This window comes from Streptomyces tendae (assembly GCF_014650435.1).
GTDB lineage: Bacteria > Actinomycetota > Actinomycetes > Streptomycetales > Streptomycetaceae > Streptomyces > Streptomyces tendae.
This window is the reverse complement of the sequence record NZ_BMUY01000023.1, coordinates 51,963-78,649: the sequence shown is the minus strand read 5'-3', so window position 1 is coordinate 78,649 and position 26,687 is coordinate 51,963. Positions and strand designations below refer to the sequence as shown.

Below are 26,687 nucleotides of genomic sequence, written 5' to 3'. Positions count from 1 at the left end.
TTCACATACCCCCGCGCCAGCCCCGACCCCGCGATGTACAGCTCGCCCGCCACACCCACCGGCACCGGCAACAGACCCGCATCCAGCACATACACCCGCATATTGTCCATCGGGCGCCCGATCGGAACCGTCCCCAGCACCTCCCCCGACGACCTCACCCCATGACACGTGGCGAACACCGTCGTCTCCGTAGGACCGTACCCATTCACCACACTCAACCCGGAACACACATCCAGCACCCGCCGCACCATCGCCGCCGGCACCACATCCCCACCCGTCCACACCTCACGCAACCCCGCAAAACAACCAGGCGACTCCTCGGCCCACAACCGGAACAACCCGGCCGTCAACCACAACGCCGTCACCCCGTACCGAGCCACCACCCGCTCCAGCACCGGCGCCTCCAACTCACCCGCAGGAGCCACCACCACCGAACCACCCGACAACAACGGCACCCACAACTCGTAGGTCGAAGCGTCAAAAGCCTGCGGAGAATGGAAGAGGACGCGCGCGTGGTCACCGGACTGCAAGCGCTGATCGAAGACCAGGGTCGAGACGTTCCGGTGCGAGACAGCGATGCCTTTGGGAGAGCCCGTGGATCCTGACGTGTACATCACGTAGGCCACCGCCTGATCGCCGAAGCCCGCGGCCGGGAGAGGGGGCGTCGTCCCGTGCGGCTCCGCCAGGACGTCTGCCACCATCAGTGTCGGTACGGCGCAGTGCGGCAGCGCCGGGCGCGAGGCGCGGTCGCTCAGTATCAGTGAGGGTGACGTGTCCGCGATGATCGCTTCGAGCCGTCCCGCCGGAGAACGGGCGTCGAGCGGTACGTAGGCCGCCCCGGCCTTCAACACCGACAGCATGGACACCACCAGGTCGACCGACCGCTCCTGTAGGAGAACCACCCGGTCCCCCGGCAGGACACCGCGGCCCACGAGCACACGGGCCACGTGGTCCGAGCGCTTGTCCAGTTCCGCGTAGGTCAGTTCCTCCTCACTGGACAGCAACGCGGCGGCGGACGGATGACGCTCGACGTGCCGGCCGAACAACTCGGGCAGTGTGCCTTCGTCGACCGGGCGTACGGTCTCGTTGCGGCTCCGGAGGAGCGATGTCCGCTCACCAGCGCTCAGGAGGTCGATCCGTCCGACCGGCCGGTCCGCGTCGGCGGCAACGCTCTCCAGGAGCCGGCGCAGACGGTTGGCGATCTCCGCCACGTCCTCCTTCTCGAAGGCATCGGGCTGGTAGTTCAGTCCCAGATGCAGCTGTTTCCCGGGAAAGGCCACCAGGCTGAGGGGATAGTGCATGCCGCCGGTGGCGTCCGTACCCTCGAGCGCTCCGAAGCTCAGGCCACCGGCCGGCTCCTCCAGAGTTCCCAGGGACATCGGCGCGTTCTCGAACACGGTCGCCGTGTCGAAGAGCCTCCCCAACCCGGCGGACCGCTGGATCGCCGCAAGGCTCACGTGCTGGTGCGACAGCAGCGCGTTCTGCTCTTCCTGCATCCTCGTGAGGAAGGCGCCAAGTCGCTCGGCCGGGTTGATGCGCACGCGCACCGGCAGGGTGTTCATCAGCATCCCGACCATGCTCTCCACACCCGGAAGTTCCGGCGGGCGTCCGGACACCGTCGTCCCGAACACCACGTCGGTCCGGCCGACCAGCCGGCCGAGAAGCAGGGCCCAGGCCCCCTGCACCACGGTGTTCAGGGTCAGGTCCAGTCTCCGGGCAGTCGCCGCCAGATCGGACGTCAGATCGGGCGCGAGCAGGAGGGTGTGGCACTGGGGCACCCTCGGCGCCCGGTCTCCGTACGCCGGAGCCACCAGAGTCGGTTCCTCCAGGCCGCTCAGGACGCCCCGCCAGACCGACTCCGCTTCGTCATCGTCCTGCGCGGCCAGCCACTCCAAGTACGTCCGAAACGGCGCGGTCGGCGGAAGGCCGTCGTCCGTCCCACCCCGCCGGTAGATCTCGACGAGGTCACCGAGTACGAGGGGGAGGGACCAGCCGTCCAGCAGAATGTGATGGTTCGTGAAGACCAGAACATGGCTTTCGTCAGCCAGCCGAATCAGGGTGAAGCGCACCAGCGGGGGCGCGGACATGTCGAACCGGCGTTCAAGGTCCTGCGCGGTCAGTCGCAGCAGGCGCTCCCGCTGTTCCCGCGGACCCAGTGAGCCGAGATCCACGTGCTCCCACGGCAGACGGACCTCTTTGGGGATGATCTGGACGGCCTGCCCGCTCCGGCGCCTCAGAAAACCACCGCGCAGGCCGGCATGTCTGCGCAGCAGCGTGCGTGCTGAATCCCGCAGGAGTTCGACGTGGAGCCTGCCCTCTATCTCGACGGCCATCTGAGAAATGTAGACGTCCGCGGCGCTCTCGTCGTACAAGGCATGGAACAGCATCCCCTCTTGCAGAGGAGTGAGTGAAAGGACCGCTTCGAGTCCTGACTGCTGCTTCACTTCAGTACGCTCCTTGCAGCAATTGACGCACACTGTGGTATCGCCTACGGCGCGCTCCGAGAACCAACCAGGATCGACGTCTTTAGCTGGCGAGCAGGGCGAACCACCTGCGGCGGTGCGAACGAGACGATTAACTCATCTCGCAATCGTCAACGCATCAGCTTTCTATCGAAAGAGAAAGCTCAACGGTTAAAAAACGATGTGCCTGAACCACAGGGCGGCCCCATCTTCTGTGTCCCCGCAGAAGTAGTATTGGTCATTGATGGGATAATGCCCCTCATGATTTGCATTGTTTGAGTCGTTTGTGCAGTCGACCCAAGCGTTTGCGCCATAGTAGTTACGTATGAGGGTATTTGTATACTTTACAGGCTCTGCGCTCGCAGTGCCGACACTCAGTCCCACTGAGCCCGCAAGGGCAGCACCCAAGACGGCGGCTGCTACGGTGACCCTCTTAATTCGCTTAAGCATTTCCACATTCCCTTCTGAATCCATTTACTGAGACTTTCGCAATGCTTTCACATCTCGAGTGCAGCGAAAGAACCCAAGGTCAGCATGAATGCCAAAGCCTTCGGCAAATTCCACCCGAGACCTCTGATGACGCTCCATCAGCGTCGCTCGGGCTACTGGAAGTTGTCAAGCTTCGGGCATGGTAACGATTTCGGCTTGGAAAAAGTTCATTGCGAATTGACCTCGATTCCTCAGCGATGGCCGCTGCCATGTGAGGCGGTCGGTTCGTAAACATTCAGCTGATGCGCGCTGAGTGAGCCTCTTCCATCCTGTGCTGATGGGTGAAGTGGGCTGGTCAGCGGGTGTGGTGACGAGGCAGGGCCCCTCGTCGTTGGCGTGGTGATTCCACTCAACACGCTGGCGACCGAAGGGGCCCTGTTGGTTCCGTATCCTGCCACGCTCGACGTCCCGCATGAGCTCGTCGAGCATGTGGCCTGGCTGCTGTATGAGCATCGACTGGCGCGCAACATTCGTTGGCGCAAGCTCGGTTGCTTCAAGCAGGCGTTGCTCAGTCTCATCCACCTGCGGAAGAACGAAACGTTCTCCCAGCTGTGGCTTCCTGGGCGCTCGGCCTTCATGAAGCCCTCACCGGCCTCGGTGAGGGCGACCACGTCATCGTAGACGGCACCCTGATCCCCATCGACCGGATCCGCGCGGACGAGCCGTACTGCTCGGTGAAGCACCGCCGGCACGGCATGAATGTGCAGGTCATCGCCCGTCCGGACGGCACCCCGCTCTGGTTCTCCCGTGCGACACCGGGGCGCACCGACGATCTCACCGCCGCGCGAGCCCACGGCATCGTCCAGGCGTGCCTGACCCGGCAGATCCTCGTCCTCGCGGACCGTGCCTATCAGGGCGTCGGCGCCACCGTCCGCACCCCCTACTACCACCACCGCGAACAACCCGAGCACTACCAGCAGTTCAACCGCGACCACGCCCGCCTGCGGGCTCCCGGAGAACGCGCCTTCAGCTGAAGACCTGGCGACTCCTGCGACGCTCCAGATGCTCCACCCGCCGAATCGGCACCATCGTCCAAGCCGTCCACACCCTGATGACCTGCACGTATTCAGGATGAAAGAGGTTCAGCGAGGAGAACCTCCTCGGTCAGGAAGCCGCCGAAGCCGGAAGAACCTCAGCATCGTTCGCGGCCAGCCAAACGGGACCGTTGTCGCGCCTCTGGTTTCGTGTGCGCGTCCCGCCCGTAATTGGCACGGAAGACCTGTATCTCTTTTTTCGTGATCTCTTCGGATCACCGCCTCCCGGCCCTCTGGACGCCAACGCCTTGCCTGTCACCGCAGCCGACCAGGCCATGTGGGACGCTCTCAACTGGCACACCAGGACCACGGAACCGGAGGGGCAGGGGCGTGAGGGCCGGCGGCCGCAGCCCGTGACACACCCGCCCACGGCTGGCGTCCAGCACCGCACCGAGTTCGACATCACCACGATCACCGAACCAGATCCTGCGGCCGCTTCCGGCCTTGCGGACACGTCCCCCGACGAGCGGATCGACATCGCGGGGATGACGGGAGCCGGGGCGATCGATGACTACTTCCGCGACGAAGCACCCGGCCACATCACCTTGGCCAACTCGGACGTCATCCTCCACCTGCCCGACGGCGACCAGGAGCGGTGGCTGCCGGTCGCACAAGAGATCGCCAACCGTCTGCCGCACCGGGTACGGGTCCCTCTGGCCGGGCTCCAGGGGACATGCTCGAGCCCTGCCCGGATAGGGAGCCGACCGACGAGACCGCCGCCCAATGAACCTTCGGCCGGACAAGGTCCGCTGACGGATTGACGAGCGTTGTCCGCTCCACGCACGTCGAGAGGATCGCATTGGAGCGTGAAGGTTTGCGGAAAGGAAGAGAATGGCTCTGAAGGGCATCAAGGGAGCAACGGCGGCAGCGGCTGTGGTGGCCGCGGTGGGCGCAGGCGTGCTGGCGCCGACCGCGGCCACGGCCGCCACAACCCCGCACCGCGCGTCCGTCTCCCACTCGGTCGGTAGCGCCCATTTCGAGGCCCAGGTGGACAACGACCCGGGCAATGGGGCACCAAGCTGGCTCTGGCAGGCCGACTACAAACACGGCGACGACCTCGGGGCCGTGACGCACATCTACTACAAGGACAAGTCGTTCGTGTCCATTGGGCCCACATACAACGGTACGGACACCGTGCGGCTCAGCAAGGAGGTGAGCCGTTTCCAGGTCTGCGGGCTGAACGCCTCGATCGGCGAGGAGTCGTGCAGTCCGTGGGCGTATGTGCCGTACCTCTACGCATGTGATGCGTAGAGGGACCGGGCAGCCCGGTGATACCCCCGCTGAGAACCTCGAACCCCCTTCGGTTTCGCAGCGGCCTGTCTCCTGCAGCCTCCTCCCGAGACCGAAAGGCGGAGCGTCGAGCAGCGAGAAGGGGGCTTCACCGGGTCACGCGTTGGTGATGAGGTGGATGGTGAAGTAGTCGGTCAGCTTGGCGATCGCCGGGTCGACGTACTCCTTCTTGTCGTAGAGGTCGACGTGACTGGCACCGTCGATCCAGTGCAGTTCCTTCGGGCCGGTGGCGCGCTGGTGGACGTCGACGGCCATCCAGGAGGTGACAGCGCGGGTGCCGACGATCTGGAGGACCGGGCGGGGGCCAATCAGCGGTACGGCGTGGAAGGCGTCGAAGGACGCCATGCGGTCCACGCTCTCCCACACGAAGTGCTTCGCGGACCGCTCGTGCCGGCCCCTCGGGGTGCAGTAGTAGTCGAAGCCCTCGACGCCGTGCTCACCGCCGGCCGCGGCGGCCTGTTCCACGGTCTCGGGGAAGACGGACAGGGCCGGCGCCTGCGCGCCACGCACGGTGACGGTGCGGCCCTGGGCGGCGGCGTCCAGCATGGCCTGGAAGACGGCCGGGTCCTGGGTCCCGTCGGCGCCGAGCCGGAACTGGCGGGCGATGTCCACACCGCTGACGGTGGCCACGGCCCTGACCCGATGGTCGCCCGCGGTCGCGCACAGGGCGTAGCCGCCGGAGGCGCAGATGCCGAGCATCCCGATCCGCTCCGGGTCGACCTCGGTCCGGGTGAGGAGGAAGGAGACGGCCGCCTTGTGGTCCTCCACGCGCTGGGCCGGGTCCTCCAGACCACGGGGCAGGCCACCGGACTCGCCCTGGTGGGCGGCGTCGAAGGCCAGAGCTACGAAACCCTGCTCGGACAGCCGACGGGCGTAGAGTCCCGCGGCCTGTTCCTTGACCCCGGTGCCGGGGTGACCGATGACGACCGCCGGGTACGGTCCCCCGGCAGGTGTGCCGGGAAAGTAGAGGTGTCCGGCGATCCGGATGCCGTTGCTGTCGAAGGTGACGTCGGTCCTGCTCATGAGGGGCTCGCTCTCGGAAGTCGTCTCCCGGAAACCATCGGGTGACAGGCATTGCGGTCAAACCATCACAGAGGCTGAATACCGCTCTGTTTCGTTCGTGTGTTCACTCTCGCAGGCCGTTCCGGACGGTGGAAGAGGAAGGTTGCTGCCTGGGAAGAATCCCTCCCCCTCACATGTGTGTCGCAATCGGCGCGGGAGCGCGACACTTGAGACATGTCGTCCGCATCCCACCCCGCCCCTACTCTCGGCGCCTTCCTGCGGGCCCGCCGGGCGCAGCTCTCGCCGCAGGAGTGCGGGCTGCCCCCCACCGACTCCGCCCGCAGGGTCCCTGGGCTGCGCCGCGAGGAGGTCGCGCTGCTCGCAGCGATCAGCGTCGACTACTACACCCGTCTTGAACAGGGCCGTGTCCGCGCCTCCGGGCCCGTCCTGGCCGTCGTCGCCGACGCCCTGCGCCTCGACGACGACCAACGGCGCTACCTGTACGACCTCGCCGGCCGGGCCGATGCCCGTCCGCGCCGGCGCCGGGCCGTGCAGCATCCCCGTCCCGCCGTGCGCCGGCTGCTGGACCAGCTCGCCGAGAACCCTGCACTCGTCCTGGGCAAGCGGCTCGACATCCTGTCGTGGAACGAGGCCGCCGCGGCCCTCTACACCGACTTCGCGGCGCTTGCGCCGGCCCGACGCAACTACGTGCACCTGCTGTTCACGCTGCCCGCCCTGCGGGACATGCACCGCGACTGGGAACACGACGCCCGCGACGCCGTCGCCGCCCTGCGCATGGAGGCGGCCGCCGACCCCCACGACCCCGGCCTCGCCCGCCTCGTCGGTGAACTTTCCGTGCGTGACGCGGACTTCAGCTCGTGGTGGGCCGAGCACCGCGTTACGGGCGCTGCCCACGGCACCAAGCGCTACCACCATCCGCTCGTCGGCGACCTCACCCTCGACTGCGACACGTGGGCCGCTCCGGACGGCTCCGGGCAGCGCTTGATGGTCCTCACCGCCGAGCCGGGCAGCCCGTCCCACGACGCCCTGCGCCTGCTCACCTCCTGGGCCGCAGGGGTGCCTGGGACCGACCGGACGCAGGACGCGACGCGATGACCGCCTGGAACGCCTAATCCCGGACCGCGGTGCCCGTAGCCGCGCTCGCCGAAACGTCAGACCGGTCGCACCGGCTCCTGCGCGAAGTGGCAGGCGGAGTCGTGGGCGGCGGGGTCGGAGCCGGTGCGGAATACGGCGGGGACGGCGAGGGCCGGGACTTCCAGCGCGCAGCGTTCCTGGGCTTTCCAGCAGCGGGTGCGGAAGCGGCAGCCGGAGGGGATGTTGGTGGGGGACGGGACGTCGCCGGCCAGGATGATCCGCTCGCGGTGTTCGCGGGCCTCCGGGTCGGGCACCGGTACGGCGGACAGCAGGGCCTGGGTGTAGGGATGCGTGGGGTGGTCGTAGATCTCCGCGTCCCGGCCCGTCTCCACGATGCGGCCCAGGTACATCACGCCGACCCGGTCGGAGATGTGCCGGACGATCGACAGGTCGTGGGCGATGAAGATGTAGGACAGGTCGAACTCGTCCTGGAGGCGGCCCATCAGGTTGATCACCTGGGCCTGCACGGACACGTCGAGGGCCGAGACGGGTTCGTCGGCGACGATGATCTCCGGGCGCAGCGCCAGACCCCGCGCGATCCCGATGCGCTGCCGCTGGCCGCCGGAGAACTGGTGGGGGTAGCGGTTGATGTACTCCGGGTTCAGGCCGACCACGTCCAGCAGGTCCTGGACCCGCCCCCGGCGGTCGCCCTTCGGGGCCACCTCCGGGTGGATGTCGTACGCCTCGCCGATGATGTCCCCGACGGTCATGCGGGGGTTGAGGGAGGTGTAGGGGTCCTGGAAGACCATCTGGATGTTGCGGCGTACGGACTTCAGGGCCTTTCCCGACAGGCGGGTGATGTCCTCGCCCTTGTAGCGGATCTCCCCCGCCGTCGGCTTCTCCAGGTTGACCAGCATCTTGGCGACCGTGGACTTGCCGCAGCCGGACTCCCCGACGATGCCCAGCGTCTCGCCCCGGTGCAGATGGAAGTCGACACCGTCGACCGCCTTCACCGCGCCGACCTGCTTCCTGAGGACGATGCCGCGCGTAAGCGGGTAGTGCTTGACGAGGCCGCGGACCTCCAGGATGGGCTCAGGCATCGAGGCTCTCCCTCCAGAAGTGGCAGGCGCTCACTCGGTGTTCGTCCACCCGGTGCAGGGCGGGGGCGTCGGTGCGGCAGACGTCCTGGGCCAGCGGGCAGCGGGGGTGGAAGGCGCAGCCCGGCGGCACGCTCGTCGTGCTGGGTGGCAGGCCCCTGATCGCGTACAGTTCCCGGCCCTTCTGGTCCAGGCGGGGTACGGAGTCCAGCAGGCCGCGGGTGTAGGGGTGGGCGGGGCTCTTGTAGAGGTCGTGCACGGGCGCCTTTTCCACGGTCCGGCCCGCGTACATGACCGCGATCTTGTCGGCGACGTCGGCGACCACGCCGAGGTCGTGGGTGATGAGGATCAGGCCCATGTGCAGTTCGCGCTGGAGTTCCGCGAGCAGGTCCATGACCTGGGCCTGGACGGTGACATCGAGGGCGGTGGTCGGCTCGTCGGCGATGATCAGCTTGGGCTCCAGGGCCATCGCCATCGCGATCATGATGCGCTGGCGCATGCCGCCGGAGAACTGGTGCGGGTACTGCCGCACCCGCTCCCTGGCCGCCGGGATGCGGACCCGGTCCATCAGCTCCACCGCCTTGGACCGCGCGTCCTTCTTCGACATGCCCCGGTGCACCACGAACATCTCTCCGAGCTGGTCGCCCACCGTCAGCACCGGATTGAGCGAGGACAGCGCGTCCTGGAAGATCATCGCCATCTCGGCACCGCGGATCTTCCGGCGCTCCTCCTCCTTGAGCTTCAGCAGGTCCCGGCCCTCGAAGAGGACCTCGCCCGCGGTGACCCTGCCCGGCGGGGAGTCCAGGATGCCCATCACCGCCTGTGCGGTCACCGACTTGCCGGAGCCGGACTCGCCGAGCACCGCGAGGGTCTCGCCCGCGTCCACGCCGTAGGAGACGCCGTCGACAGCCTTCGCGACGCCGTCCCGGGTGCGGAACTCGACGTGCAGGTCGCGCAGTTCGAGCAGCATGCGGCGGCTCACCTCAGCTTCGGGTCGAGGGCGTCGCGCACCGCGTCGCCGAGCATGATGAACGCCAGCACCGTGAGGGCCAGTGCGCCGGCCGGCCACAGGAGCATGTGCGGGGCGTTGCGGATGTACGGGGAGGCCGCGGAGATGTCGATGCCCCAGCTCACGGCGGGCGGCTTGAGGCCGACGCCGAGGTAGGACAGGGTCGCCTCCAGGGAGATGTACGTGCCGAGCGCGATGGTGGACACCACGATGACCGGGGCGACGGCGTTGGGTGCGATGTGGCGCAGCAGGAGCCGGGAGTTGGAGGCGCCCAGCGCCCGCGCCGCCTGGACGTAGTCGTTCTGCTTGGCCGTGATGACGGATCCGCGGGCGATGCGGGACACCTGGGGCCAGCCCAGCAGCACCATGAAGCCGATCACGGGCCAGACGGTGCTGCTGGTGATGACCGACAGGAGGACCAGGCCGCCGAGGACGACGGGGATGGCGAAGAAGACGTCGGTGATCCGGGAGAGCACCGCGTCCCCGATTCCGCCGAAGAAGCCGGCCAGTGCGCCGAGGACGCTGCCGAGGACCGCGACGCCGAGGGTGGCGAGAACACCGACGGTGACGGAGGTGCGGGCGCCGTGGACGACGCGCGTGTAGACGTCGCAGCCCTGCCCGTCGTAGCCGAAGGGGTGGCCCGGCCCGGAGCCCTGCTGGGCGTGGGCCAGGTCGCAGTGCAGGGGGTTGCCCGAGGCGATCAGGGACGGCCGGACGGAGATGACGATCAGGAAGAGGATTACCAGGGCCGAGATGATGAAGACGGGGTTGCGGCGCAGGTCGCGCCAGGCGTCCGACCACAGGCCCCGCGGCTTGTCCTGCGGGCCGCCGGGCACCTGCTCCAGGGACCGGGCCTCGCTCACCGCGAGGTCCGTCGCGCCGCCCGCGCCGGTGGGGGCGATCACTCCCTCGGGTTCGTACGGCGAGTGCTCAGGCATAGCGGATCCTCGGGTCGAGTACGGCGTACAGGAGGTCGACGAGCAGGTTGGCCACCAGGAAGACGAGGACCAGGACGGTGACGAAGCCGACGACGGTCTGGGTGTTCTGGCGCAGGATGCCCTGGTAGAGCTGGTAGCCGACGCCGTGGATGTTGAAGATCCGCTCGGTGACGATGGCGCCGCCCATCAGGGCGCCGATGTCGGTGCCGATGAAGGTGACGACCGGGATGAGGGAGTTGCGCAGCAGGTGCCGGGTGATGACCCGGTGGCGCGGCAGGCCCTTGGCGATGGCGGTGCGGACGTAGTCGGAGCGCCGGTTCTCCGCGAGCGAGGTGCGGGTCAGCCGGGTGACGTAGGCCAGCGAGACCGAGGCGAGCACCAGGCCGGGGACGAGGAGCTCGCCGAAGGACGCGTCGGGCGAGACCGACGGGGAGATCCAGTTCCATTCGACGCCGAGCAGCAACTGGAGCAGCAGGCCGGTGACGAAGGTCGGTACGGCGATGACGACCAGTGTGAACAGCAGGACCGCCGAGTCGAGGAGGCGGCCCCGGCGCAGGCCGGTCAGGACACCGAGGCCGAGGCCGAGGACGACCTCGAGGACGATCGCCACCAGCGTCAGCCGGAGGGTGACCGGGAAGGCGCTGCCCATCAGCTCGATGACCTTCTCGCCGTTGAAGGCGGTGCCGAAGTCACCGGTGAGGACGTGGCCCATGTAGGTCAGGTACTGGCGCAGCACCGGCTGGTCGAGGCCGAACTCGCTCCGCAGCCGGGCGGCGGTGGCGGGGTCGCAGGTCTTGTCCCCGCACAGGCCCGCGACCGGGTCGCCCAGTACGTTCACCATGAGGAAGATCAGCAGGGTGGCCCCGACGAACACGGGGATCATCTGGAGCAGCCGCCGGACCACGTAGCGCGCCACGGTGGATCAGCCGACCTTGATCTCGTCGTAGACCGGGACGCTGAACGCGTCCAGCGTCACGTGCGAGAGCCGCTCGGACCAGCCGGCGCTGCCGTTCTGGTACCACAGCGGGACGGTGCCCATGTCGTCCCGCAGGACTCCTTCGGCCTGCTGGAAGAGCTGGACGGCCTTCTTGGGGTCGGTCTCGGCGTTGGCCCGGTCGACGAGCTGGTCGAAGTCCCTGTTCGACCACTTGCCGTCGTTGGAGGGGGCGCCGGTGTAGTAGAGCGGCTGGAGGAAGTTCTGGACGAGGGGGTAGTCCATCTGCCAGCCGGTCCGGAAGGGCCCGGTCAGCTTGTTCTGGCCGACGAGGTTGCGGAAGTCGGCGAAGGTGCCGACCGGGTTGCCGGCGCAGGCCTTGTCGTTGCCCAGGGCGTTGTTGATGGAGTTGCAGACCGCGTCCACCCACTCCCTGTGCGAACCGGTGTCCGCGTTATACGTGATCTTGATCTGGCCGCCCGGGATCCCGCCGCCCTCCTCGATGAGCTTCCTGGCGCCGGCCGGGTCGTAGGTGCAGGCGTCGCCGCAGAGCCCCTTCTTGTAGCCGCCTTCCTCGCCGAGGACCGGGGAGGTCCAGTCGGTGGCCGGGGTTCGGGTGTTCTGGAAGATCGTCTTGGTGATCTGATCCCGGTTGATGGCCATCGACAGGCCCTTGCGGATCTTGGCGGCGCCGGCGGTGTTCCAGTCCTTGTCGTAGAACGGGAAGGACAGGGTCTGGATGAGGCCCGCGGGGGTGTTCAGATAGCGGCCGGCCAGGTCGGTGCCGACGTTCTTCAGCTGCTGGGCCGGGACGTCGTCCACGACGTCGAGGTTGCCGGCCAGCAGGTCGGTGTAGGCGGTGTTGTTGTCGGTGTAGACCTTGAGGTCCACGCCGCCGTTGTGCGCCTTGTCCCGGCCGGGGTAGGCGTCCCAGGTGCGCAGCCGCATCTCGGAGCCCCTCTTGTAGGACTCGATGCTGTACGGGCCGTTGCCGACGGGCTTGTTCAGCCAGGCGTCGTGGTCGTCGAAGAACGCTTTGGGCAGGGGCGCGAACGCCACATAGCCGAGGGTGTCGGGGAACGTCGAGAACTTCTGGCTGAGCCGGACGGTGAAGGTGTGGTCGTCGACGATCTTCAGGCCGGAGAGGGTGTCGGCGGTCTGCTTCCCGCTGTCGGGGTGGACCTTGTCGTAGCCGTCGATGTAGCCGAAGAAGTAGGCGTTCTTCTGGTTGTTCTTCGCGCTCGCACCGTAGTTCCAGGCGTCCACGAAGGAGTGGGCGGTGACGGGTTCGCCATTGCTGAACTTCCAGCCCTTCTTGATCCTGACGGTGAAGTTCTGCGAGTCCGTGGTGGTGATGTCCTCGGCCACCGCGTTCTGGGCCTTGCCGGTCATGGGGTCGTAGCGCTTCAGGCCCCGGAAGATCATGCCGAGGACCTTGCCGCCCTGCACCTCGTTGGTGTTCGCCGGTTCCAGCGGGTTCTGCGGGTCACCCCAGACCGCGCTGAGGACGGCGTCGCCGCCCTCGGCGCTGCTGTCGGACCCGCCGCCAGCGCATGCGGTCAGAGCAAGGGTCAGCGCTGCGGCCAGGGCCGGCCAGGTGGCATGGGTGACTGCGCGCATGAGGTCTCTCTTCTCCGGACGGACCGTGGCCGGGACATGTTTGGGGTTCGAAAGGTAGACAAGAACCAAGGAGCCAGGCATCACACGTTCATGTGACAAGCGACCGGCAACTCACACGTATGATGACAGACGCAGGGCCGAGCGGAGAAATCGCCCGGAACATGTGTCCCTCGTGCGCGGCGGATGCATTGCACACTTCGGTGTCTCGACTCCTTCCACGGCAGGCGGACCATGAGCACAGGACGGGAACACGGGGAGCGACGGCTACGGCTGACGAGCCTCACGGTCGCGGCCAGCGGCCTGCTCGCCCTGCTGATCGGTGTCGCGTTCGCCGTCCTGCTGTGGGCGATCAATGACGCGAACAGCGCCGTCTCGGCCAGACGCGCCTCCCGGACGGCTCTCGTGGAGTCGGGCAGCATGGAGCGGCTCCTCATCGATCTGGAGACCGGGCAGCGCGGCTACGTCATCACCGGCCGCGAGGAGTTCCTGGAGCCCTGGCGGGCAGCGCGCGGGGCGTTGCCCGCGGAGATCCGGCGGTTCACCGACAGCACCACCTCTTCGCAGCAGCGGCGCACCGCCGAGTCGATCACGCGGGACGTGCAGTCCTTCCTCGACGACTACTCGGCCCCGCTGGTCGAGAAGGTCCGGCGCGGCGACCCCGCCGCCGGTTCGCTGGCGGAGGCGGCCGAGGGCAAGCGGCGCGTGGACGCCCTGCGGGACGAGTTCCACCGGTACATGACCGACGAGCGTGCCCAGCTCGCAGAGCGCACGGACGTGGCGGGGGCCAACAGCCGGCAGGCGGTGCTGGCCGCCGCTCTGGGCCTCGCGGGGTCGACCGCGCTGTTCGCCGTCTTCACGGTGCTCCAGCACCGTGCGGTGGTACGGCCGGTGCGCGGGGCCGCGGCAGCGGCGCAGGAACTGGCGGGCGGTGACCTGAGTGTGCGGGTCGCCCCCAGCAGGATCGCGGAGATCGGGGCGCTGGGCACCTCGTTCAACAGCATGGCCGCCTCCCTCCAGGACAGCCGTCGCCGCATCATGGAGAGCACCGAGGCCGTGCACCGGCGTACCGCCCGGGACCTGCACGACGGGGCGCAGCAGCGGCTGGTGAGCCTGATGATCGGCCTGCGGCTGGCGCGGGAGCTGCTCCCGGACACGGAGACGTCCGCGGCCGATCTGCTGGAGCAGTCGATCGACAGCGCGCAGACGGCGATCGACGAACTGCGGGAACTGGCCTCGGGCATCTACCCGCTCGTCCTGACGGTCAAGGGCCTGGTGCCCGCGGTGCGGGACCTGGCGGCCCGGTGCCCGGTGCCCACGGTCGTCCTGTGCGAGAACGAGCGCCGGATCTCCTCCACGGTCGAGTCGAACGCGTACTTCGTGGTGGCCGAAGCGGTGACCAACGCGGTCAAGCACGCGCGGGCGTCCCAGATCGAAGTCCGCGTGGAGTTCGGCCGGGTGCTGCGCATCCGCGTGGTCGACGACGGGGTCGGGGGCGTGGACCGGGCCGCCGCGGGCAGCGGGATGACCGGTCTGGCGGACCGTGTGGCGGCCTTCGACGGCAAACTGGCCATCGACTCCCCGCCCGGCGGCGGCACGACGCTGCTGATCCGGATACCGGTACGGGACTGAACCGTCCCGCACCGCCGTCCGGGCGGGCGGCGGTGCGGGACGGTTCACACACAGCGGTCAGGCGGGCCGGCGGCCGCTCACCCGCTCTGCTCCTTGACGGGGGAGGTGACCCCGGCGATGCGGTAGGCGTCCGCCTCGTCCAGCGTCTCGTGCTCCAGCAAGCCCGCGGCGAGGTCGTCCAGGCGATGCCGGTGCTCCTCCAGGGTGCGGCAGGCCTCGGCGTAGCAGTCCTCGACGATCCGGCGTATCTCGGCATCGACGAGGTCCAGGGTGTGCGGGGCGGCGGACAGGCCGTACGGCTGCTGCGCGTCGGACGGCAGGACGGACAGGTGTCCCACCCGGTCGCTCATCCCCCACCGCGTCACCATGCCGCGGGCGAGTCCGGTGACCTGTTCGAGGTCGCTCTCGGCGCCGGTGGTGACGACCCCGAAGACGACCTGTTCGGCCGCCATGCCGCCCAGCGCGCCGATGATCCGGCCGCGCAGGTACTCCTCGGTGTATGCGTACTTGTCGGCGTCCGGCGTCGACAGGGTCACGCCGAGGGCCCGGCCGCGCGGCACGATGGTGATCTTGCGGACGGGGTCGGCGCCGGGCTGGAGCATGCCCAGCAGGGCGTGGCCGCTCTCATGGTAGGCGGTGCGCCGTCGCTCCTCCTCGGGCATCACCAGGGGGCGCTGCGCACCGAGCTGGACCTTCTCCAGGGCGTCGGACAGGTCGCGCCCGGTGACGCGGTCCTGGGCGCGCCGGACGGCGAACAGGGCCGCCTCGTTGGTGAGGTTGGCGAGTTCGGCGCCGGTCATGCCCGGCGTCGTACGGGCCACCTGGGCGAGGTCGACGTCGGGGGCGAGTGGGATCTCGCGGGTGTGGATGCGCAGGATGGCCTCCCGGCCGCCGCGGTCGGGCGGGGAGACGGTGACCACCCGGTCGAAGCGGCCGGGCCGGGTCAGGGCGGCGTCCAGGATCTCGGCGCGGTTGGTCGCGGCGACCACGACGACACCGTCGGAGGCGGTGAAGCCGTCCATCTCGGTGAGGATCTGGTTGAGGGTCTGCTCGCGCTCGTCGTGGCCCCCGACGGCCGAGCCCGTGCGTGAGCGGCCGATGGTGTCGATCTCGTCGATGAAGACGATGGCCGGCGCGACCTTGCGGGCCTCGGCGAACAGTTCCCGTACCCGAGAGGCGCCCACGCCCACGATCATCTCGATGAACTCGGACGCGGAGGCGGAGAAGAAGGGCACCCCGGCCTCTCCCGCGACCGCCCGCGCAAGCAGGGTCTTGCCAGTGCCGGGCGGGCCGGCGAGCAGCACGCCCCGGGGCATTTTCGCGCCCAGTCGGCGGTAGGCGTCGGGGCGTTTGAGGAAGTCGACGACCTCGCTCAGCTCGCCCTTGACCTCGTCGATGCCGGCCACGTCGGCGAAGCTGGTGCGTCCCCGCTCCGCCTCCACCGGCTTGGGCGGCTTGCGGCGCAGCACCCCTCCCGCGCCGCCGAGGCCGCCACCCGCGCCCGCCCTGCGGGCCACGAACACCCAGGCGCCGATCAGCAGCGCGGTGGGCAGCAGCGACACCAGCAGGGACCGGCCGAGGCCAGGTCCGTCGGAGACCGGCGAGGCGGAGACCGCGACCTTCTGGTCGGTGATCTCGCTCCACAGCCGGCCGGAGTCGGCGAAGGCCGGCTTGTACGTCTTGAACTTGACGTACGTGGTGCCCTTCTCGCCGCCGGGCATCTCGCGGGCCTTCTTCAGCGTGCCCTGAATCTCGGAGCCCCGCGAGTAGACGGTCTTGACGTTGCCCGCGTCCAACTGCGCGGTGAACGCGGTGTAGTCGACGGAGGTGATGCCGTCGCCGCGCATGTTGTCGTAGAGGAGGCCGGTCCCCAGGTAGATGACGAGGAAGATCACGACCTGGAGCAGGCAGCCGCCTCGCCTGCGTCGGCGGCCCTCCGGTGCCGGTGGGCCGCCGGGTACTCCTTCGGAGCGCCACGGCGTCCGTGGGTCTTGTCGGGGTGGTACGGGTGCGGCCATCGGGCTTCTCCTGGGGTGCGTGTGTGCGGGGGCGTGCGGGCGAGGAGGGTGCGGCACCGGGTGGTGGGGCGGTGGCCGGTCATGGGAGGCGGTTGGCCCGGTGGACCAGGGTGGAGGAGAGCAGGCCGAGGGCCAGGGCGAGGACGCCGAGGACCACTCCGCCGACGACGGCGGCACGGCCCGGGGCGGCGCGGGCAACGCACCAGGGTGCGACGGCCATCCACAGGCCGGTCACGCCCAGGGCGGCGCTGAGTCCGGTCATGCGTTCCGGGGCCACCGTGAAGCCGACGGCCAGGAGGCAGATGGCGCAGCCCACGACCAGGTTGTGCACCGCGAGGTCGTGATGCGTGCCGGCGAAGCCCAGCACGTACGGGGACACCGCGTAGAACAGGCCGACCAGGAACACCGGCCCGTTGACCAGCGCCACGTCCAGGCCGCTCAGGACCCGGATTCGGCGTCGTCGCGTGCCGAGGACGCCGGGAGGGCAGGTCGGGTCGTCCCGTCCGTGGGGGAAGCCTGGCACCTGGGGACTCCTCACTCGCCGTCCGCCGCGGACCGCGTATCGTCATGATCGCGTCGGCGCCCCGGGCGCACATCACACATGTGAGTGATTCGGCAGAGCGGGGCGCCGACTACCGAAGTGTGCCGTTCTGGTCCTTTATGTGTCACGATCGAGGGACACACGTGTGCGCTGCCCTCGCAGAGGGGTGCGGACGAGGCCAGTCGTCGCTCCGGCCGTGCGGCACACCGATCCACTGGAGACTGTCTTGGCCCGGGACACCGACCTCCTGCCGACGACGAACGGCGGCGCCGCTCCTGTCCCCGCCACGTCCCGTGCGGCGCAGCCGGAGCGCCTTCTCCAGGAGGTGCGGCGGCTCGTGTGCGAGCACGAGGGCGGTGTGCTGTGGATCGAGGGGCCCGCCGACGCGGGGAAGTCCCGGCTGCTGGCGTCCGTGGTCGAGGAGGCCCGCCTGGCGGGGATGCCCGCGCTGACCTGCAGCGGGTTCGCCGAGGTCGGGCTGTCGCCGCCCGCGCCCCTGCTCGACGCGCTCGGTCCGGCACCGGAGGTGCCCGGCGCCGGGCTCGGCCTCGGCTCCTCGTACCTCCTGACACGGCGGGTCGAGGAGCGGCTGCGCGAACTCGCCCGGGACGGGCCGCTCGTCGTGGTCCTGGACGACGTGCAGCACTGCGCGGAACCGGCTCTGGCAGCGGTGCGCACCCTGGCCGCGCGCCTCGCCGGCCTGCCCCTGCTGTGGGTGTTCGCCGCGCGGTCCCCCCTCGACGCGCCTGCCGTGGAGGCGCTGCGCCGCGACCTGCCGGCCGGGCGGACCACCCGCCTGGAACTCGCTGCCTGGGACCCGGACGCCGTACGTCTGCTGGTCGCGGATCTGCTGGGGCCGCGGGCCGGGGAGGCGGCGCCGTATCTGCCGCTGCTCGGCGGTCTGCCGGGCGCGGTCCGGTACCTGTGCGGCCTGCTCGCCCCGCGGTCCGGGCCGCTCGCCGGTGTCCGTGCCCGGCCGGCGGGGCACGGCTCGGACACGGCGGATGCCGGACCGGATCCGGTGGCTGCGGCCCTGGTCGCCCACCGTCTCGACCGGCTCACGCCGGACGCGAGGGACCTGGTGCTGACCGCCTCGGCGCTGGACGACTGCGCCCTCGGGGTCCGCCACCTGTGCCGGCTGCTCGGCAGCCTCGAGTCCGCGGTGCTGCGACCGTTGCGGGAGGTGCTGGCGGCGGGCCTGCTGCGGGCCGACCGGGACCGCCTCGCCTTCGTGCACCCTTCGGTGCGCGACGCCGTCGCCGCCGCGCTGCCCTCACCCGTACGCCGTTCCGTGCGCCGGCGCTCGGTGGACCTGCGGCTGGCGGACGGGGCTGCCCCGGTGACGCTCGCGGCCGAGATCGCCGAGCTCGCCGAGCCCGGGGACGCGCACGCCCTGCGCGTCCTGGAGACGGCGGCCCGGGAACTGGCGCCGCTGGAGCCGGTCACCGCCGCGGCGCATCTGCGTCGCGCGCTGGACCTCGCCCAGACTGACCCGCCCCGGCGGCTGCGGCTGGCGGCCCGTCTGGTGCCCTTGCTGTGGGAGACCGGCGAGCCCGGCGAGGCCCGTGCTCTGGCCCGCGAGGTGCTCCAGGGGCCGCCGGACGCGGACACCCACGCCCGGGTGTGCCTGGAACTGACCCGGACAGGCGGGCCGTTCCCGGTGCTCCAGGCCGAGGCACACCTGCGCCGGGCGCTGCACCACCACGACGTCCCGCAGCCGGTGAAGGACCAGTTGTTGTCCACCACGCTGCTGCACCGGCTGCTTGCGGGCGAGGCAGAGGACGCGGACGGCACCCTGGCCGGCTCCCTGATGCGCGCCCGGGGCACGCGCCCGCTGACCGACCTGACACGGCGCACCCTGAGGTCGATGAGCGCCTGCCACCGGCAGCACTGGACCGAGGCGCTCGCCCAATGCGAACCGGTGCCCGCGCAAGCGGCCGAGCTGGACCCGGCCCACGGGCCCGCCCTGCCCGAGGTGGTGCTCTCGACGGCCTGGCGGGCCGCGCTGCTGGGTCTGACCGGTGCCGGCCCGGCCGCGGCGGAGCTGGTGGAGGCCGCTCTGGAGGACGCGCAGCGGCGGGGCCGACGCGCGTACCTGCCGCTGTGGCACACCGTGCAGGCCCGACTGCTGCTGGACGCCGGACGGCTGGAGGAGGCGGCGCGGGAGGCGGCGGCGGCTGGTCCTGGACCGCACCCGCCGGGCGCCTCGGCGGCGAGCGGGGCGGCGCTGGCGTGCACCCGGGCACGGATCGCCCTGCACACCGGCGACGACGCCGGACTGGACGCGTGCGTCGTCCTGGCGGAGACCTGCCTGGCCGGAGACGACCCCCAGTCGTACCGGGCGGGTGCGTGGATCGCGCTGCTGGCCGCCGGGCACCGGGACCGGGCAGCCCTGACGTCTCGGCAGCTCATGGCGGCCGCCGCCCACCTGCGCCGCGGATTCCTCCACGTCACGTGTGCCGACGCGGGGGACGTGGTGCTACTGGTCGCCGCCGCGTGCGGCTCTGGGAGAAGCGATGTGGCCGCCGCGGCGGTGGAGTTCGCCGAGGAGCGGGCCCGGCTCAATCCCGGCCTGCCGCTCTTCTCGGCCGCCGCCGTCCACGCACGCGGCCTGTTCGCACGGGACGCGGAGCTGCTCGCCGAGGCCGCGGAACTCCACGGCGGCGCCCGTCCCCTGCTGCGGGCGCGCGCCCTGGAGGACGCCGGGGACTGCGCCGGGGAGGACATCGGCACCGCGCGGTCCCGCTTCGAGGAGGCGCTGCGTGGCTACGATGCCTGCGGGGCCGGACGCGACGCACGCCGGACGCGGGAGAGGCTGCGTGCGTTCGGGGTGCGGACACCGAACGCGAGGGCGGCCGCCGCCGCCGACGCGGCCCCGGACTTCCAGTGGCGCGGGCTGAGCAGGTCGGAACTGGGCGTGGCGCGTCTGATCGCCCACGGCGCGACCAACCGGGAGGCGGCGCAGCGGCTGTTCCTGTCCCCGCACACCGTGAACACGCATCTGCGGCACGTCTTCGAGAAGCTGGGCGTGCGCTCCAGGGTCCAGCTGGCCCGCCTGTACGCGCGGGAGGTCGACTCGGCGGGGGCGACGTCCGTCTGATGCCGTACGGCGCCGTCGCACCGTCCGTGGGGTTTGCCCCACGAAGGCCCGGACGGAACCGTATGGCCCGCCCCATCGCGTCGCGTGTTCGGGCCGGGGAATATGGGTCGGGGCCGCGGCCCGCGAAGGGACGCGCAGGCCGCGGCAGGTGTCACCGGGCAGCCCTGAGGAACGGCTGCCCGGTGACGCCCGCCCGGAGCGCTTCCGGCGGGTGGTGTACAAAGATGTTCTCAAACGCCCGCCGGAGCCCTGCCGTCCGGTACAGAGCACTGACTCTCGCTGGGACACATATGTCGGGTCGAAGGATCAGGATCACCTATCGGACGGCGGCCGCGATCGCGCGCCCGCTCGTGCTGCTGCTGTTCAGACGGCAGCGGTCGGGGGCGCACCACTTCCCCGCCGAGGGCGGGTTCGTCGCGGCGGTCAACCACAACTCCTAACTCGACCCGGTGGCCTACGGGTACTTCCAGTACGCCGCTGGGCACCCGCCGCGCTTCTTTGCCAAGTCGGGCCTGTTCAAAGGGGCGTTCGGGCGGCTGATGCGCGCATGAAGCACATCCCCGCCACGCACGGCGGGGCGGCCGCGGCGGAGGCCCTGGACGCGGCGGCCGGGGTGGTCCGGGCGGGTGGGGGCGTGGTCTTCTACCCGGAGGGCACCCTGACCCGCGATCCCGGGATGTGACCCATGTCCGGCAGAACCAGAGTCGCGCGGGTCGCGCGGAAGACCGGGTGCCAGGTGGCCCAGTGGGGCGTCAACCTGCTGCTTCCGTCGTACGGAAGGATGGGCCGGATCCTGCCGCGCAGGACGCACCACGTCGTCGCCGGACCGCTGGTGGACCTGTCCCGCTTCCACCTGGAACCGGGTCCGCAGGTGTGGCGGCAGGCCACGGAGGAGATCACGGCGGCGATCACGTCGCTGCTGGCCGGGATACGCGGCATTACCGCCACCGCCGGGCAGCCGGTGCCTTCCGCGCGTGACGGGCACACCGACGGGGTCGCCTGAGCCGCGGGGTCCGCCGGGAACATCAGCGAGAGAGCGAGGGTGACAGTGAACGTCAACGGTGAACACGACCAACGGATGGAAAGCGTCCAGGCCGCGATGGCGGCCCGCTCGGCGGTGCGGAGCTGGGCCGAGGGACTGGAACTCATCGAACTGGTCCGGGCGACCCATCGTGCGGGGTGGCTGAAGCAGCTGCGCGGCGAGACCACCGCCGCCGAGCTGGCCGCCGCCCACGGCACTTCGGTGAAGCAGGTCTCCGAGGTCCTGGCGGTGCTCTCCTCGGCCAACGTGGTCCGGCCCGGCGACGGCAGCAGCAGCGGGGATTCCTTCCGGCTCAGCCCGGAGTTCGACGCTCTGGTGGCCGGGGCCGCCGGGGTCGAGATGACGGTCGTGCTCGACGCCGTGGAGCTGGCGCGGAGCCAGGTGGCGCGGGCGGTGCGGCCGACGGACCAGGAGCCGGGAGCTGGAATCGAGGGTGCTCAGGCGCTGGTGCTCGCCCGCGACTGGGGGCTGCGGCCGACGCCTGCCGCCCGGCAGTTGATCGGAATGCTGTACGAGGCGCTACCGGAGTTCCGGGCGCGGCTGGAGTCCGGCGGCCCACTGCTCGACGTGGGAACCGGCGTCGGTGGGGCCCTGATCACGGGACTCACTCTCTTCGAGGGGCTCCGGGCCGTCGGTGTCGAATCCGTCCCCGAGGTTGCCGCGGAGTGCCGTCGTCGCACCGAGGCCGCCGGTGTCGCCGACCGCGTGGACATCCGGACCACGGATGCCCGCGCGCTGAGCGACGAGTCGGCCTTCTCCGCCTGTTTCTGGGCTCAGCCGTTCTTCTCCGAGGACGTCCGGGCGGACACCCTCACCGTGATCTTCCGGGCATTGCGTCCGGACGGTCTGCTGCTCGTGCAGGAGCTCTTCCCGCCGGGGAGCACGCAGGACGAGCCCACCCTCCGGGCCGGGCTCGACCGGCTCTTCTTCACGCAGCGGCACATCCCCTTCGGCCTGTCCGCCGAAGAGCTCGCCGCCGAGGGGCACGCCGCGGGATTCCGGGACGCCCGGGTCACCGACAGCGCTCTGGGCAAGCTCGTCCTCATGCGCAAGCCCGACTGCTGAGCGTCACCCGACCCGGACCACCTCCAGGCGGCTGGGCCCGCCGTCCGTGCCACTCAGGGCGATGTCGAAGAGGAAACGTCCGCGCCCGGGGCTCAGGGTCGCCTCGCCTCCCGGCTCCAGCGCCCGACGTGGGTCCTCCTCGCGCACACCCTGGCGCGGGCCCGCCGTGCAGCCCACGTAAACCGTGGAGCGGCCGGTGTTGCGGACGGTCACCCATGAGGTACGGGCACACCGGTCCTCGTCGTCGACCCCGGCGGGGCAGAGGTACCTCAGATCACCGAAGCCGTAGATGCCGCAGGACAGTTCAATGCCGCGCGGCAGTTGCGACCGGCACTCGCGGCCTGCGCTGACGCGGTCGGGACCGGTCGCCGTCCCACTGTCCCGGGCGGCCCACCAGCATCCCGCGAAGGCGGCCAGGGCGGCCACCCCGCACCACAGGACTGTCGTACGGCGCGAAGACCTCATCGGCAGTGCCCTCCCTGTTCGTGCGGCTGAGAAACCTGCGTCGGGCCGCACACCCCTGTGTGCCTGCACATGTTCTCGGTAGGTACACATGCCGATGGTAAACTGCGCGCCGGCCGCACTTGTATGCCGCTGGCGTCTCCGCACACATACTTTACGAGTCATCGGCCTCTTGTCGTTCGTCCGCCCATGCCCGGCGCCCTGTTCGGAAGGAACGCATGTCCTCCCCACACACCCCCCGGCCGGACGGAGAGCTCCCCAAACGTGTGCGGGGCAGCGGAAAGCAGGTCGGTGCGAAGAAGGCCACCTCGGCCCTGGTGCCCGACCGGGACGAGACCACGGCGGACGAGACCCGCATATCTGCTCCGGCAGGCAGGGTACGGCCGACCGAGGAGGCCGGCCGGGACGCCTCGCTGCCCCGGCTCACTCAGTTCTCGTCACTCAGCCCACGTGCGGCCGCCGGGGAGTCCCGCGGGACGTCGACCCCGGCGGCCGGCAGGCAGAGGTCCGGCGCGCCGGGCGAGGTCAGGGGCGACGGTGCGGGCGAGGGCGGCCCGGCGGGCGGCTCCGCGAAGGGCGGGATCACGAGCTTCTTCAGGCGCCGCCGCGACAAGTCCGGGCGCGAGGGGCTTCGCGGGGCGCTGGGCGTGGTGGGTGTCGTGGGGCTGCTGGCCGCGGGTGCCGTGGTGCTGACCCTCGCCCTGAGCGGCCAGGACGACGCCGGCAAGCACGACGGAGGAGGGTCGGTGGTCGTTGGCTCCGGCGGCTACGGCCCCGGCGACGTCGAGGGACTCAGCCGGTCGGTGGAGCCGTCGGCGAGCGCTTCCGCCGGCATGCGGGACCAGGACGCCAAGAAAGCCAAGGGCTCGGCGAAGCCCTCCCCGCCCGCCTCGTCCAGCACCGGGGCGTCGGACCGGGCGTCCGCGGCACCCGGCGGGCAGGCCACCACCCCGGTCGCCGACGGGGAGGAGGCGCCGGCCGAGCCGGCCGAGCCGAAGTCGGTGCCAGGTGTGGGTGTGTTCAGCCACGCGTCACAGCGCTGCATCGACATCGTCGGCAGCAGTGCGACGCCGGGTGCGGCGCTGATGATCCAGGACTGCTCGGGCGCCGCCTCGCAGCACTGGACGTTCCCGTCGGACGGGACGATGCGCGCGCTGGGCCTGTGCGTGCAACTTGCGGGCGGCTCGACCGATGACGGGACGGACCTCCGTATGGGCACGTGCGACGGCAGCGCGGCGCAGCGGATCTCGCTCAACTTCCGTCATGACGTGGTCAGCAGCCTGGCCAACAAGTGCGCGGACGTGAGGGACGAGGGGACGTCCAACGGCACGAGAATCCAGCTGTGGTCCTGCAACGGCCATGACAACCAGAAGTGGTCGACGTCCTGACCCGACGGCGGGTCCGCCGGGTCAGGAGGGCCGGTCAGGGGAGCGGGTCGAGGTTCAGCAGTCCCGTGACGGCGACCCGCAGGGCGCGGCCGAGCCGTTCGGCGAAGTCGACCCGGGTGTGGGCGAGCCGCGGGTCCTCCAGGGCCTCGACCACCTGCGGGGAGGGGTTGGCGAAGGGCCAGAGCCCGGCCGCGACGATGATCGTCAAGCTGACGAGTTCCCGGGCCGCGGGCTCCGTGAGCGCGCTCGCGTACTGCCTCAGCAGGTCCGCGAGCCTGCTCTGAAGGCCGCTGTGGTCGAGCTTGAAGGCGCGCGCCGACTCGGCGGAGATGTTGCGTTCGAGTTCGGTGCCCAGGGAGCTGAGCAGCTCGCACAGCAGCGGCCGGCGGGCCAGGGAGCGGGCCAGTACGTCGGCCACCGCGTCGGGCGAGGCTGGTGCGGCGGCCGCCAGTTCGCCGGACAGTTCTTCGAGCCACTGCTCGAAGGTGCGGTTGAGCAGTTCGAAGAAGACCGCTTCCCTGGTCTCGAAGTAGCGCACGACGTTGGTCTTCGACAGCCCGACCCGCCGGCTCAGCTCCCGGAGGCTGATGTCACTCACCGGCATCTCGGTCAGGAGCCCCGCCGCGGCCTTGAGGATGGCGTCCTTGCGAGCCTGGCGCTGTTCGGCGCTGCGTGCCCGCTGGAACTCGATCGGCCGGTCTTCTGTCATCGCTGCTGTTCCAGTCGCTTTCCCGGGGCGCTCGTCCCGCCGCCCGTACCCGGGTCGGGTCCGGCCACAGTACCGGCCACCTCGCGGCGGACCGCGAGGTGGCCGGGCTGGAGGGTCACACGGACTCGCTGACGTGGCGCCACTTGGCGTCCGAGGCGGCGAGGGTCTCGGCGACGTACTGGCCGACGGCCACCGCGTCCTTGCCGAGCAGGAGGCGCAGCGGCGGCTCCTCGACCTCCGTGATGTCCAGGAGGATCTGCGACACCCGGGCCGGGTCGCCGCTCTGCTTGCCGTCGTTCTCACGCTGACGGGCGATGGCGGGCTCGATGACCTGCTTGTACGGCTCGCTGACCGGCGGCGTGCTCATGGAGGAGCCGGCCCAGTTGGTGCGCATCGCACCGGGCTCGGCCACGGTCACCTTGATCCCGAGGTGGGCCACTTCTTTGGCGAGGACCTCGGAGAAGCCGCCGACCGCCCACTTCGCGGTCTGGTAGGCGCCGAGGCCGGGGCCGCCCACGCGTCCGCCGACGGAGGACACCTGGATGATGTGCCCGGCGCCCTGCTCGCGCAGGACCGGCAGCGCGGCCCGGGTGACGTTGACGACACCGAAGAGGTTCGCCTCGACCTGGGCGCGGAAGTCGGCCTCGGTGGCATCCTCGATCGCGGCCATGTCGGCGTATCCGGCGTTGTTCACCAGGACGTCCAGGCTTCCGAACGTCTCGACGGCGGCGTCGACGGCCCGTCGTGCGGCGGCGGGGTCGGTGACGTCCAGGGAGACGAGACGGACGCGGTCGCCGTACTTGTCGGCGAGGTCGGTGAGGGACTCGGTGCGCCGGGCGGTGGCGACCAGGTTGTGGCCCGCTTCCAGAACGTGCTCGGCGAGGGTGCGGCCCAGACCGCGGGAGCTGCCGGTGATCAGCCAGGTCTTGCTCATGGTGGTGCCTCTGCTTCTATTCGGGGGTGGGGTGTTGCGTAGGGATAGGGGTGTGGAGAACGGGGCGGGTCAGATGAGGAATCCGCCGTCGACCGCGAGGTGGGCGCCGGTCACGTAGGAAGCCTCGTCGGAGAGCAGGAAGGCGACGGCCTTGGCGACCTCTGTGCCGGTGCCGAGGCGGCGGGCCGGGATGCGCTCGGCGATCTTCGCGACCTCCTCGGGGTTGCCCTGCTGGCGGGGGACCGGGATGACGCCGGGCTGGAGTTCGTTGATCCGGACGCCGTGCCGGGCCCACTCGGCGGCGGCCGAGCGGGTCAGTCCGCGCAGGCCGTGCTTGCTGGCGCTGTAGGCGGCGCGGGTGGGCATACCCCGGTCGGCGAAGACGCTGGAGACGTTGACGACGGCGCCGCCACCGGCCTCCAGGATCGCCGGAACCTGGTACTTCATGCCGTAGAAGACGCCGGAGAGGTTGATCCCGAGGGTCTTGTCCCACTCGTCCTCGGGGAGGCCGGGCACGTCGTGCACGACGCCGGAGGTACCGGCGTTGTTCACGGCCAGGTGCAGGGCGCCGAAGTGGCGGACGGTCTCGGTGACGGCGTACTCGACGGCGCGGGGGTCGCTGACGTCGGTGGGCAGGACGAGGGTCTTGCCGCCCGTTTCGCTTATCTCGGCGGCGAGTTGCCGCAGGGGTTCCTCCTGTCGGCTCACGAGCGCGACGTTCGCCCCGCGGGCAGCGAGCAGCCGGGCAATGTCGGAGCCGATGCCGCTGCCCGCGCCGGTGACGAAGGCGGTCTTGCCGGCGAACTGGTCGTCGTAGTTCATCTGTGGT

23 protein-coding genes and 1 pseudogene are annotated in these 26,687 nt (G+C 70.4%); 11 read left to right on the top strand and 13 right to left on the bottom strand.

The window, feature by feature from the left end; all coding sequences use genetic code 11:
* Positions 1-2,444: non-ribosomal peptide synthetase (locus IE258_RS38210; protein WP_189750392.1), on the bottom strand; the 2,444-nt coding region annotated here is incomplete at its 3' end.
* A gap of 843 nt (positions 2,445-3,287) precedes the next feature.
* Between IE258_RS38210 and IE258_RS38205 the strand changes: the two are divergent.
* The 3 genes and pseudogenes from IE258_RS38205 to IE258_RS38195 all read left to right on the top strand — a co-directional run bounded on the left by IE258_RS38205 (position 3,288) and on the right by IE258_RS38195 (position 5,236).
* Positions 3,288-4,026 (top strand): annotated as a pseudogene (locus IE258_RS38205) (transposase family protein).
* A 90-nt stretch (positions 4,027-4,116) separates the two neighbouring features.
* A complete protein-coding gene (locus IE258_RS38200; protein WP_189750391.1) occupies positions 4,117-4,746 on the top strand; it encodes a hypothetical protein in 630 nt (209 codons plus the stop codon).
* A gap of 70 nt (positions 4,747-4,816) precedes the next feature.
* Complete coding sequence (locus IE258_RS38195) at positions 4,817-5,236, top strand: hypothetical protein (protein ID WP_189750390.1); 420 nt, start codon at positions 4,817-4,819, stop codon at positions 5,234-5,236.
* 135 nt (positions 5,237-5,371) lie between these two features.
* Here the strand turns inward: IE258_RS38195 and IE258_RS38190 are convergent, their stop codons facing one another.
* Positions 5,372-6,298, bottom strand: a complete 927-nt coding sequence (locus IE258_RS38190) for an alpha/beta hydrolase (protein WP_189750389.1) — start codon at positions 6,296-6,298, stop codon at positions 5,372-5,374.
* 213 nt (positions 6,299-6,511) lie between these two features.
* Between IE258_RS38190 and IE258_RS38185 the strand changes: the two genes are divergently transcribed.
* Positions 6,512-7,393 carry a helix-turn-helix domain-containing protein gene (locus IE258_RS38185; RefSeq protein WP_189750388.1) on the top strand — a complete coding sequence of 294 codons (882 nt, stop codon included), beginning with the start codon at positions 6,512-6,514 and terminating at the stop codon, positions 7,391-7,393.
* A 56-nt stretch (positions 7,394-7,449) separates the two neighbouring features.
* On the opposite strand, the gene IE258_RS38180 is transcribed toward IE258_RS38185, so the two are convergent.
* The 5 genes from IE258_RS38180 to IE258_RS38160 are packed head-to-tail and all read right to left on the bottom strand — an operon-like array spanning position 7,450 to position 12,970.
* On the bottom strand, positions 7,450-8,472 hold the full coding sequence (locus IE258_RS38180) for an ABC transporter ATP-binding protein (protein ID WP_189750387.1): 1,023 nt from the start codon (positions 8,470-8,472) through the stop codon (positions 7,450-7,452).
* The gene (locus IE258_RS38175) at positions 8,465-9,439 is read right to left on the bottom strand and encodes an ABC transporter ATP-binding protein (protein ID WP_189750386.1); all 975 of its coding nucleotides are present in this window, start codon (positions 9,437-9,439) and stop codon (positions 8,465-8,467) included. The genes IE258_RS38180 and IE258_RS38175 overlap by 8 nt, the downstream gene beginning before the upstream one ends.
* An 8-nt stretch (positions 9,440-9,447) precedes the next feature.
* Entirely contained in the window at positions 9,448-10,416 is a 969-nt protein-coding gene (locus tag IE258_RS38170) for an ABC transporter permease (protein WP_189750385.1), read from the bottom strand.
* Entirely contained in the window at positions 10,409-11,332 is a 924-nt protein-coding gene (locus tag IE258_RS38165; protein WP_189750384.1) for an ABC transporter permease, read from the bottom strand. The genes IE258_RS38170 and IE258_RS38165 overlap by 8 nt, the downstream gene beginning before the upstream one ends.
* Before the next feature lie 6 nt (positions 11,333-11,338).
* The gene (locus IE258_RS38160) at positions 11,339-12,970 is read right to left on the bottom strand and encodes a peptide ABC transporter substrate-binding protein (protein WP_189750383.1); all 1,632 of its coding nucleotides are present in this window, start codon (positions 12,968-12,970) and stop codon (positions 11,339-11,341) included.
* A 231-nt stretch (positions 12,971-13,201) separates the two neighbouring features.
* On the opposite strand from IE258_RS38160, the gene IE258_RS38155 reads away from it, so the two are divergent.
* Positions 13,202-14,599 carry a CHASE3 domain-containing protein gene (locus IE258_RS38155; protein ID WP_189750382.1) on the top strand — a complete coding sequence of 466 codons (1,398 nt, stop codon included), beginning with the start codon at positions 13,202-13,204 and terminating at the stop codon, positions 14,597-14,599.
* Positions 14,600-14,676: 77 nt separating this feature from the next.
* Here IE258_RS38155 and ftsH read toward each other — a convergent pair whose 3' ends face one another.
* A complete protein-coding gene (gene ftsH / locus IE258_RS38150) occupies positions 14,677-16,617 on the bottom strand; it encodes an ATP-dependent zinc metalloprotease FtsH (protein WP_189750381.1) in 1,941 nt (646 codons plus the stop codon).
* A gap of 79 nt (positions 16,618-16,696) precedes the next feature.
* Positions 16,697-17,140, bottom strand: coding sequence for an SPW repeat protein (locus IE258_RS38145; protein WP_229892695.1), 444 nt, complete (start codon positions 17,138-17,140; stop codon positions 16,697-16,699).
* A 244-nt stretch (positions 17,141-17,384) separates the two neighbouring features.
* Here IE258_RS38145 and IE258_RS41835 point away from each other — a divergent pair, with 244 nt between their 5' ends.
* From IE258_RS41835 to IE258_RS38125, 5 genes are all read left to right on the top strand, one after another.
* Entirely contained in the window at positions 17,385-20,258 is a 2,874-nt protein-coding gene (locus tag IE258_RS41835) for a helix-turn-helix transcriptional regulator (protein ID WP_189750380.1), read from the top strand.
* A 290-nt stretch (positions 20,259-20,548) separates the two neighbouring features.
* Positions 20,549-20,698: a hypothetical protein gene (locus IE258_RS38135; RefSeq protein ID WP_189750379.1), complete on the top strand. Its 150-nt coding sequence runs from the start codon at positions 20,549-20,551 to the stop codon at positions 20,696-20,698.
* Between the two features lie 107 nt (positions 20,699-20,805).
* A complete protein-coding gene (locus IE258_RS41830) occupies positions 20,806-20,940 on the top strand; it encodes a hypothetical protein (protein ID WP_268256367.1) in 135 nt (44 codons plus the stop codon).
* A gap of 3 nt (positions 20,941-20,943) precedes the next feature.
* Positions 20,944-21,261, top strand: a complete 318-nt coding sequence (locus IE258_RS38130; RefSeq protein WP_189750378.1) for a hypothetical protein — start codon at positions 20,944-20,946, stop codon at positions 21,259-21,261.
* 75 nt (positions 21,262-21,336) lie between these two features.
* Positions 21,337-22,365: an SAM-dependent methyltransferase gene (locus IE258_RS38125; protein WP_189750377.1), complete on the top strand. Its 1,029-nt coding sequence runs from the start codon at positions 21,337-21,339 to the stop codon at positions 22,363-22,365.
* 3 nt (positions 22,366-22,368) lie between these two features.
* Here the strand turns inward: IE258_RS38125 and IE258_RS38120 are convergent, their stop codons facing one another.
* On the bottom strand, positions 22,369-22,830 hold the full coding sequence (locus IE258_RS38120; RefSeq protein WP_189750376.1) for a hypothetical protein: 462 nt from the start codon (positions 22,828-22,830) through the stop codon (positions 22,369-22,371).
* A gap of 215 nt (positions 22,831-23,045) precedes the next feature.
* Between IE258_RS38120 and IE258_RS38115 the strand changes: the two genes are divergently transcribed.
* Positions 23,046-24,215: a ricin-type beta-trefoil lectin domain protein gene (locus IE258_RS38115; RefSeq protein ID WP_189750375.1), complete on the top strand. Its 1,170-nt coding sequence runs from the start codon at positions 23,046-23,048 to the stop codon at positions 24,213-24,215.
* A 34-nt stretch (positions 24,216-24,249) separates the two neighbouring features.
* On the opposite strand, the gene IE258_RS38110 is transcribed toward IE258_RS38115, so the two are convergent.
* From IE258_RS38110 to IE258_RS38100, 3 genes are all read right to left on the bottom strand, one after another.
* Positions 24,250-24,924: a TetR/AcrR family transcriptional regulator gene (locus IE258_RS38110; RefSeq protein ID WP_189750374.1), complete on the bottom strand. Its 675-nt coding sequence runs from the start codon at positions 24,922-24,924 to the stop codon at positions 24,250-24,252.
* A gap of 115 nt (positions 24,925-25,039) precedes the next feature.
* Positions 25,040-25,858 carry an oxidoreductase gene (locus tag IE258_RS38105; protein ID WP_189750373.1) on the bottom strand — a complete coding sequence of 273 codons (819 nt, stop codon included), beginning with the start codon at positions 25,856-25,858 and terminating at the stop codon, positions 25,040-25,042.
* A gap of 69 nt (positions 25,859-25,927) precedes the next feature.
* Complete coding sequence (locus IE258_RS38100) at positions 25,928-26,680, bottom strand: SDR family NAD(P)-dependent oxidoreductase (RefSeq protein WP_189750372.1); 753 nt, start codon at positions 26,678-26,680, stop codon at positions 25,928-25,930.
* Positions 26,681-26,687 lie beyond the last annotated feature (7 nt).